General features: G+C 51.6%; 16 protein-coding genes. 14 read left to right on the top strand and 2 right to left on the bottom strand.

Annotated elements, in window-relative coordinates; translation table 11 throughout:
• From RCH91_RS12500 to RCH91_RS12470, 7 genes are all read left to right on the top strand, one after another.
• Positions 1 to 298: hypothetical protein (locus RCH91_RS12500; RefSeq protein WP_306535295.1), on the top strand; the 298-nt coding region annotated here is incomplete at its 5' end.
• A 143-nt stretch (positions 299 to 441) separates the two neighbouring features.
• Complete coding sequence (locus RCH91_RS12495) at positions 442 to 975, top strand: hypothetical protein (protein ID WP_306535294.1); 534 nt, start codon at positions 442 to 444, stop codon at positions 973 to 975.
• Positions 976 to 1,049: 74 nt separating this feature from the next.
• The gene (locus RCH91_RS12490) at positions 1,050 to 1,304 is read left to right on the top strand and encodes a type II toxin-antitoxin system HicA family toxin (RefSeq protein WP_306535293.1); all 255 of its coding nucleotides are present in this window, start codon (positions 1,050 to 1,052) and stop codon (positions 1,302 to 1,304) included.
• Positions 1,301 to 1,627, top strand: a complete 327-nt coding sequence (locus RCH91_RS12485; RefSeq protein ID WP_306535292.1) for a type II toxin-antitoxin system HicB family antitoxin — start codon at positions 1,301 to 1,303, stop codon at positions 1,625 to 1,627. Before RCH91_RS12490 ends, RCH91_RS12485 begins: the two co-directional genes overlap by 4 nt.
• A 126-nt stretch (positions 1,628 to 1,753) precedes the next feature.
• Complete coding sequence (locus RCH91_RS12480; protein WP_306535291.1) at positions 1,754 to 2,020, top strand: BrnT family toxin; 267 nt, start codon at positions 1,754 to 1,756, stop codon at positions 2,018 to 2,020.
• Positions 2,010 to 2,258, top strand: coding sequence for a BrnA antitoxin family protein (locus tag RCH91_RS12475; RefSeq protein WP_306535290.1), 249 nt, complete (start codon positions 2,010 to 2,012; stop codon positions 2,256 to 2,258). The genes RCH91_RS12480 and RCH91_RS12475 overlap by 11 nt, the downstream gene beginning before the upstream one ends.
• Before the next feature lie 461 nt (positions 2,259 to 2,719).
• A complete protein-coding gene (locus RCH91_RS12470; protein WP_306535289.1) occupies positions 2,720 to 3,112 on the top strand; it encodes a DNA-binding transcriptional regulator in 393 nt (130 codons plus the stop codon).
• Between the two features lie 112 nt (positions 3,113 to 3,224).
• On the opposite strand, the gene RCH91_RS12465 is transcribed toward RCH91_RS12470, so the two are convergent.
• Positions 3,225 to 3,497: a BrnA antitoxin family protein gene (locus RCH91_RS12465; RefSeq protein ID WP_306535288.1), complete on the bottom strand. Its 273-nt coding sequence runs from the start codon at positions 3,495 to 3,497 to the stop codon at positions 3,225 to 3,227.
• Complete coding sequence (locus tag RCH91_RS21480) at positions 3,457 to 3,729, bottom strand: BrnT family toxin (protein ID WP_373694390.1); 273 nt, start codon at positions 3,727 to 3,729, stop codon at positions 3,457 to 3,459. The genes RCH91_RS12465 and RCH91_RS21480 overlap by 41 nt, the downstream gene beginning before the upstream one ends.
• Before the next feature lie 164 nt (positions 3,730 to 3,893).
• Here RCH91_RS21480 and RCH91_RS21475 point away from each other — a divergent pair, with 164 nt between their 5' ends.
• The 7 genes from RCH91_RS21475 (at position 3,894) to RCH91_RS12435 (ending at position 6,889) form a co-directional block, all read left to right on the top strand.
• The gene (locus tag RCH91_RS21475) at positions 3,894 to 4,154 is read left to right on the top strand and encodes a toxin HicA (RefSeq protein WP_373694389.1); all 261 of its coding nucleotides are present in this window, start codon (positions 3,894 to 3,896) and stop codon (positions 4,152 to 4,154) included.
• Positions 4,138 to 4,467, top strand: a complete 330-nt coding sequence (locus RCH91_RS12460; protein WP_306535287.1) for a type II toxin-antitoxin system HicB family antitoxin — start codon at positions 4,138 to 4,140, stop codon at positions 4,465 to 4,467. The genes RCH91_RS21475 and RCH91_RS12460 overlap by 17 nt, the downstream gene beginning before the upstream one ends.
• A gap of 131 nt (positions 4,468 to 4,598) precedes the next feature.
• The gene (locus RCH91_RS12455) at positions 4,599 to 4,880 is read left to right on the top strand and encodes a type II toxin-antitoxin system RelE/ParE family toxin (RefSeq protein WP_306535286.1); all 282 of its coding nucleotides are present in this window, start codon (positions 4,599 to 4,601) and stop codon (positions 4,878 to 4,880) included.
• A gap of 9 nt (positions 4,881 to 4,889) precedes the next feature.
• Positions 4,890 to 5,195 carry a HigA family addiction module antitoxin gene (locus RCH91_RS12450; protein WP_306535285.1) on the top strand — a complete coding sequence of 102 codons (306 nt, stop codon included), beginning with the start codon at positions 4,890 to 4,892 and terminating at the stop codon, positions 5,193 to 5,195.
• A 76-nt stretch (positions 5,196 to 5,271) separates the two neighbouring features.
• Positions 5,272 to 5,712, top strand: coding sequence for a DUF4304 domain-containing protein (locus RCH91_RS12445; protein WP_306535296.1), 441 nt, complete (start codon positions 5,272 to 5,274; stop codon positions 5,710 to 5,712).
• Positions 5,713 to 5,779: 67 nt separating this feature from the next.
• On the top strand, positions 5,780 to 6,487 hold the full coding sequence (locus RCH91_RS12440; RefSeq protein WP_306535284.1) for a PEP-CTERM sorting domain-containing protein: 708 nt from the start codon (positions 5,780 to 5,782) through the stop codon (positions 6,485 to 6,487).
• A gap of 45 nt (positions 6,488 to 6,532) precedes the next feature.
• The gene (locus RCH91_RS12435; RefSeq protein ID WP_306535283.1) at positions 6,533 to 6,889 is read left to right on the top strand and encodes a hypothetical protein; all 357 of its coding nucleotides are present in this window, start codon (positions 6,533 to 6,535) and stop codon (positions 6,887 to 6,889) included.
• The last annotated feature ends 622 nt before the right edge of the window (positions 6,890 to 7,511 follow it).

Genomic DNA, 7,511 nt, shown 5'->3' with positions numbered 1-7,511 from the left:
TCTGGTAATACAAGCGTTGGCTGGAATCACTTTTGTGGTAGCAGCTTGGAAATCAGATCGTGCCCTAGACAAAAGTGGAATTGGCGACCCAGAGAGATTCACCTTCTGGAACGAGATAGCAGGCATATCATTCAATGTATTTCTAATTGCATGGTTGATCAGCGTATCAATTTTGCTCTTCAATCACTTCAGGTCACGAAAAAGTCATGAAACGCAACAATTATGGCAACCATCGAATCGTGGTCTGTGGCTGCCACCGCTATTACTGTTTATTGGTTGGCTGGTTTGCATCCTTTGAAGTCAATTCATACACTGCCTAGCCCCAACGGGTACTTCCAGGGGACTGTCGCTATCGCGCCAGCCCCTGAAGCTCAACGTTGGGCCATACAAGCCATTCGAGGACGGGGTTATCAAAGTCATAAGTGACAGGGGAAACACAGCATGACTACAGAAATCAAAGTATCCCAGCCGGATTCGACAACTTCCGTTGATCTTTGGAAGTTCTTCGAGGAAAGGGGCAGTAAGCTAAAAGAATCGATGTTTCAAGTGGTCACTTGGAATCTTGGGCTGGCCAGTGCGGTTGTGGGCTTTGCTGTCACCAAAGGTTTTGAAGAAGGCCTGAAAAGCATTGCACATCCTCGAGTGCTTGTAAGCATGGGACTCATTGGCCTTGCCCTTCTTGTGCACGCTGTAATAGTAGTCCGCGACTACGGCAGGCACATCAACCGCACATTTGCACGCGCCGACGCCGCGCGCGATGGCGAATCGTCGCCGCGCAACATTTGGAACGCGGCGAGGGGAGCTGACAGTCAGCATCTACCACCTGTATGCTGGCATCTCCTTATTGTTGTAGGTCTTTTTGCAGCAGCCTTTGCGATAATCGTTGTTTTGGGTCTCTGCACCGGGCTTCAAAGCCAACCACCAATCGCCCAACCCGTCGCTGCAGGGGACGCGCCAAAAGCCGCGCGCCCCTGAGCTTGCACGTTGGAAATAGGGCGTGATAGCATAATTTGATTGCACCATCCGTCTCTCCTTGCTATTCTTTTCCCATGAACAAATCACACCGCAAGACCCTTGAAGCCATTTTTGCCCAGCCGGTTCCCGGAACGTTAGAATGGCGTCGTATCGAGTCGTTGTTCATTGCACTGGGTGCACAGACTATCGAGGGGAGCGGGTCGCGGGTTCGCTTCGTTTTGAACGGCGTTGTCGGCACGTTTCATCGCCCGCATCCGGCAAAGGAGGCGAAACCCTATCAGGTGCGCGATGCACGGACTTTTTTGGAGAATGCGGGAGTAACACCATGAGCACGATGACTTACAAAGAGTATGCAGCTCGAATCGAGTACAGCGAGGAAGACGGTTGCTTTATTGGTCGGATCGCTGGAATCAGGGACGTCATCGGCTTTCACGCCGAATGCGTCAAGGAGTTGCGCGAAGCATTTCAGGAGGCCGTAGACGACTATTTGGCAACGTGCGAGAAACTGGGCCGAGCACCGCAACGGCCATATTCAGGAAAACTCATGTTGCGTGTTCCTCCCGAAGTTCACGCTCGCGCTGCCATGATGGCCGAAGCGCACGGGATGAGTCTCAACCAGTGGGCAACGGACGTCCTTTCGAAAGTGTCTTGAACTGTTCCTACGGGTACTTCCAGGGGACCGTCGCTATCGCGCCGGCCCCTGAAGCCAAACGTTGGGTGAAGCACCTCATCAGTCCCCACCTTGACATATGTATAAAATATGTATAGCATTTCCCATATGAAAATCACCTTCGATCGGAAGAAAGCAGCTTCGAATTTCAGAAAACACGGCGTCAGGTTTTCCGATGCAGAATCCGTGCTTTTTGATCCTATGGCCTTGACCAGCGAAGATGAAGATGCCGAAGGTGAACAACGTTTCGTTTCCATCGGCACAGATGCCACAGGTACAATTCTTGTGGTCGTTTTTGCCTATCGCGGCGAAGAAGTCCGGTTGATTTCAGCTCGCCGTGCTAGTGCCAAAGAGAGGGCTTACTATGAAGGCTGAATACGATTTTTCTAAAGCAAAACGTGGAGCGGTGGTCCCGCAGGCGGGGAAAACCAGGATTACCATTTACCTGGACGACAGCGTCATCGAAGAGTTCCGCGCACGCGCCGAGTCTTCCGGGAAAGGTTATCAGACCATGATCAATGATGCTCTCAAGGAATATCTTGCCAAGGGTACCGACACCCTTGAAGAAACGCTACGCAAGGTAATACGGGAGGAAATGGGGCGGGCAGCCTGAAATGACGCCCGCCCCAACTGTAACTTCCAGGGGACCGTCGCTATCGCGCCGGCTCCTGATCTCAGGCGTTGGGCTTCAAGATTTCCTCCAGAAAGCTCCTTGACCGCTATCCGCTTTAGGCGTACATTTTATCTATGTTCCAATTCATTGAATTGCATCCGTTCGCATCAGTTCGGGATAGATACTTGGATGATGAAGAGTTCATTTCCCTTCAGGCCTATTTGGCAGTCAATCCTGATGCGGGTGATGTCATCCCCCGCTCGGGCGGCTGCCGTAAATTACGATGGGCTGTACAGGGACGCGGCAAGAGAGGTGGTGTCCGGGTTATCTGAGGTGGTGTCCGGGTTATCTACTTTTTGAGGCTTACTCAAGGACAGATTGTCCTCGTCACCATGTATGCGAAAAACGTCCAGGAAAATATTGATCCAGGCTTACTGAGCAAATCAAGGAGAGTTTCAATCATGACTAAGTTGTCTGAAACCGAACTGGCATCGTGGGAAAAGACCCGCGACTTGAATGCAGAGCTTCTTCAGGCGTTGCATGAGGCCAAGCGCGGGCAGTGGTCCAGAAAGACAGAATTTATTCCCCAACCGGATGGCACTGTGCGCCGAGTTGTCACGAGGCGCGACGGCACTGTTGAAAAGGACGAGGTTATTTCCTCCGAGAGAGCCCAGGTGGCCCTTGCTCGGGCTGCAACTGGTCTCTCTCAGTCAGCCTTCGCCAAACTTCTCGGAGTTTCCGTCAGAACGCTGCAAGAGTGGGAGCAGGGCAGAAAATTACCATCAGGGGCTGCTGCAACGCTTCTCAAGGTAGCTACTCGACATCCAGAAGTGCTGCAGGAACTGGCAGCATGACACATTGTCCAACTCCGCACTTCCAGGGGACCGTCGCTATCGCGCCGGCCCCTGAAGCCTGACGTTGGGCGAGAAAAAGGAAAAGACCCAAAAGGCAGAAAACTAGGGAATTTTAAGACTGATTAAGGGGATGCTCTTTCAGCCACTCACGGAGGGCATTGTTAATTCTTGTCTGCCACCCTTTACCTGTAGCCTTGAAAGCAGCCAAAACATCGACATCAAAGCGGATTGTCTGTGACTCCTTGGTTTTGCCAGCGGGGCGTCCACGCCGGACGACGTGAGCACCTTCCATAAGGTCTGCTTTTTCGAACCATTCATCGGTGAGTTCCGGAGCATCGTCCGGATCAACGAAGATATTTTTTGTACCGGCTGATTTCGCGGTCATTGGCGTACCTCATTGAGATTATTCGTCGGGCCTCATTCCTTGGAGTCCAGACAAGAACCACGATCCGGTCATCAAGGGTTCCGACGGTTATGAAGCGCTTCTCTCCATAATCAAAACGATCATCGGGAGCAGTAAAATGAAGACCCTGAAAAACTTTCCCAGAATCAGCAAAATCAAGACACCGCTCCAGCAGAGTCTTATCCCTTTTAGCTGTATCGAACTCGATGATCATGGATTAAATGTAACAACAAAAATTAGTAGAGTCAACCGGTAATCCGAAACAGGCGCCCAACGAGACGGGTAGAGACGGACGGCTGCGCCGCCGCTCATTCTGAATGCGTTGGTCCTCGCGATCCCACCCTTGACCAGTGATATCAATAGTGATACTTTGAATTTATGGCTACCCTTGCCGACTTGATCGAAAAAATGCGTGAGAACCCCAGTGGCGTCCGCTTCGCAGACCTCTGCAAGGTTTGCGATCATTACTTCGGGCAGGCACGGCAAACAAGCGGAAGCCACCGTGTCTACAAAACGCCGTGGATTGGTGACCCGCGCGTAAACATCCAGAACAGTAAAGGGTACGCAAAAGCCTACCAGGTCAAACAGGTACTCAAGGCAATAGAGAGGTTGGAGATCGAACATGGCACGGAAAGATGACAAGTATACCTACCGGGTTACCTGGTCCGAAGAAGACGCTGAATACGTTGGCCTTTGCGCTGAGTTTCCAGGACTCAGCTGGCTTGCTCACTCTCCCGAATCGGCCCTCAAGGGCATTCGCAAGGTTGTCGTTGAGGTGGTAGAGGACATGGTTCGCAACGGGGAGCAAGTCCCAGAGCCACTATCTACCAAACATTTCAGCGGCAAATTCATGGTTCGTGTTCCGCCGGAGGTGCATCGTCAGCTTGCAATAGAGGCCGCCGAAGCCCGCGTGAGCCTTAATCGACTTGCAAGTGCAAAACTGAGCCACTAGCCCAACCTCCACTTCCAGGGGGTCGTCGCTACGCGCCGGCCCCTGAAGCCTGACGTTGGAAGCAGCGCACTCTCCCCTTTCCCGTGCAATGTCGCTTGACGATATTATCCCTTCGCGATAACATTGAAACCATGATCAAGTCCTTCAAGTGCAAAGAGACCGAGAAGCTCTTCTACGGACGGTTTTCAGCAAAATTGCCGCAGACAATCCAGCGGGCTGCGGTAATGAAGCTGAAGATACTTAACGCGGCCAGTCTCCTCGAAACACTCCGTGTCCCACCGTCGAACCACTTGGAGGCTCTTTGCGGCGACAGGGAAGATCAGTACACCATACGTATCAACAAACAGTGGCGAATCTGTTTCGTGTGGCAGGGTAGCGATGCCCACGACGTTGAGATCGCCGACTACCATTGAGAGGTCATCATGGCAAAGCGCGATTTTCCTCCCATTCATCCTGGTCAAATTCTCCTTGCGGAATTTCTTGAACCCTTGGGAATCAGTCAGTACCGGCTTGCAAAAGATATCGGAGTAACTCCCAGGCGTATCAATGAAATTGTTCATGGCCGCCGGGCCATCACTGCCGATACCGCACTACGGCTCGGACGGTATTTCAACATGGAAGCACAGTTTTGGCTCAACCTGCAGTCACACTACGATATGGAAGTTGCCTTGGAAGCGCTTGAGGATAGGCTGGAAAAGGAAGTGCATCCTCTTTCGCGGGCAGCCTGATTTCCAACGGGTACTTCCAGGGGACCGTCGCTACGTGCCGGCCCCTGAAGCCTGACGTTAGGAGCAACTGGTGGACATGAAGCGCTGGCTCGACACTCTACTATCCGAACTGCAGACTGAGTATCTCAAGTCCGCTGGATATCGTAAGCAAGGGCGCACGTTCTCTCGTTCACGTTCCGGATACACAGAACGTTTCAATGTTCAGGGCAGCTCATGGAACGGCACGGGCGTCAAGTGGCGTTTCTATCTTAACGTAGGTATCGAGTTCAATGATGTCCCGCCCGAGCTTTACTGGTCCTACTTTTCGCACACACATTGGGCTGCACGCGCAGAAGCTCTCGTGACTGATGCGCCTTCTGACTGGAACTACGACTCGAACACTGATCGTGTTGCCCTAAAGGCACTTCTAGCGCAAACCATTTTCGCTGCCAGTCGTACCCTTGAAGCACGCTCAGCAGATCTCCGAGCCGAATACCTCAACAAGCATTACGCTTCACGCAAGAGTGTCGGAACCTAACTCTTACTTCCAGGGGACCGTCGCTATCGCGCCGGCCCCTGAAGCCAGACGTTAGGAGAGGGTAACTATGAAAAAAATTGTGATGTTATCTCTGTATGCTTTCTTTGTGGTGCTATGTCCACAGGTGACAATGAGTGCACCTCTTAGCTTTTCGACATTTTCAGCATCAGGGATTGAAATTTTGCCAAATACCGACGGGGTTGCATTTAGTCTTTCGTCTTTCGGTAACGAAGGACCAAACCCTATTACGTTAGGCACATTTGACCCACACACTGGGGATATCGTAAACGGTGATGCAGTGTTGGTTGCATTTTTGAATTTAGGGACAGCCCCGCTAACCCGCCTAAACTTTCTTCCCGGATTGTCTGTTGACCCTTCAAAACCATTTTCATTTGGTGTCGTCGCAAGTGGAATGATACTTCCAGCGGAAACCAGTCCGTACCTCGGTTTTGGTATAGGCCCTCAATCTTCAAATGCGCAGTTTGGAGATAACGGAACTTTTTATCTTGGTTTTGCGTTATTCACATCGCTTTCGCAATCAATCATGGATGTTCCAGGCCTGACGATTCCTATAGATGTTGAAATTGGGGAGGGAACGCATTTCATTTTCCCGATAGTCAAATCATATTCATATATTGGCGGAGCGGCACAGGCGACAGCTTTGGCCGCTGATCCAATTCCTGAACCGGGCACTTTATTTCTATTATGTTTGGGTATTGGGGTAATGCTTGTAGCCGTACGACTCAGAAAGCCTAACGAACGGCCCGGAACGTAGCGATGGTCCCTGAATCCGGACGTTAGAAAAGATAGGAATGAATTCATGGGTGAAGTAACCGAACGAAAAGCAAACTGTGTTCATTGCGGCATTGATATTCCGGTGGAACATAGCGGACCATGCCCTTCATGCGGAAAAGAAGGAAAAACCGTAAAGCTAACACTACACGAGTCAATAACTATTCACAGCTCTCTGAGTTGGGAAACGCGCAAAGAATACTACCAGAAACACAAAGGAGCATTATTAGTAGTGGTAGCTATCACGGTGCTTTCGCCTTTTCTGGGCTTGGTGATTGTAGGGCCGATTGGGGTGGTGGTTGGTTTGGCTCTCGGCGGAATTTCGTACTATCTTGGGCCTATAGCTACAATAAAGGTTATTGAAAAAACGAAAGGCCATGCCTAACGGGTACTTCCAGGGGAGTGTCGCTATCGCGCCAGCCCCTGAAGCCTGACGTTGGGGTTCCTGACCAGCAACAAGAATATTGGGTTAAAAACTCATCAACGGCAGTGGTGGCGCAAAATGCCCCACGGCACCCGTCAGCGGCAAGGTTGAAATTCGGTGGCGCGTGGCATTTCGCACCGGCTGCGGTGGTGGTTCAAGAACTGGCGGTGTTGCCCTTGCGTTGTGGCATCAGCGGCCGTGACTGCGGTGGCGATTCAGGCAGTCAGCACAATCAGCAGGTTTCGGCGGGGCAGACGGTAGTGGACCGCTACGGTGAAACGGCAGAGAAAAATCCGGCAGGGTCAGGCGGCGGCGAGTCCGGCAGTTTCGCCCAAGTCAACAGCAGGTCTCTCCGTTCACTGGCAGAGGCAGCGCAACCACCACACACATTCCAACTACCGCTTCCAGGGGACCGTCGCTACGCGCCGGCCCCTGAAGCCGAACGTTGGAGGTTATCGTGTTTTCGAGAATTAAACGTTGGTACAACGGTGAGACAAAGATACAGGAATTTGAGAATGATCCTGATAGTTCAGTTTTTGTAGTGCCAGCCATTTTCACTGAATATCACTGGACAGCTAACATA

Source organism: Geobacter sp. (assembly GCF_030834625.1).
Lineage (GTDB): Bacteria > Desulfobacterota > Desulfuromonadia > Geobacterales > Geobacteraceae > Geobacter.
This window is presented reverse-complemented; position numbering and strand designations above follow the sequence as displayed.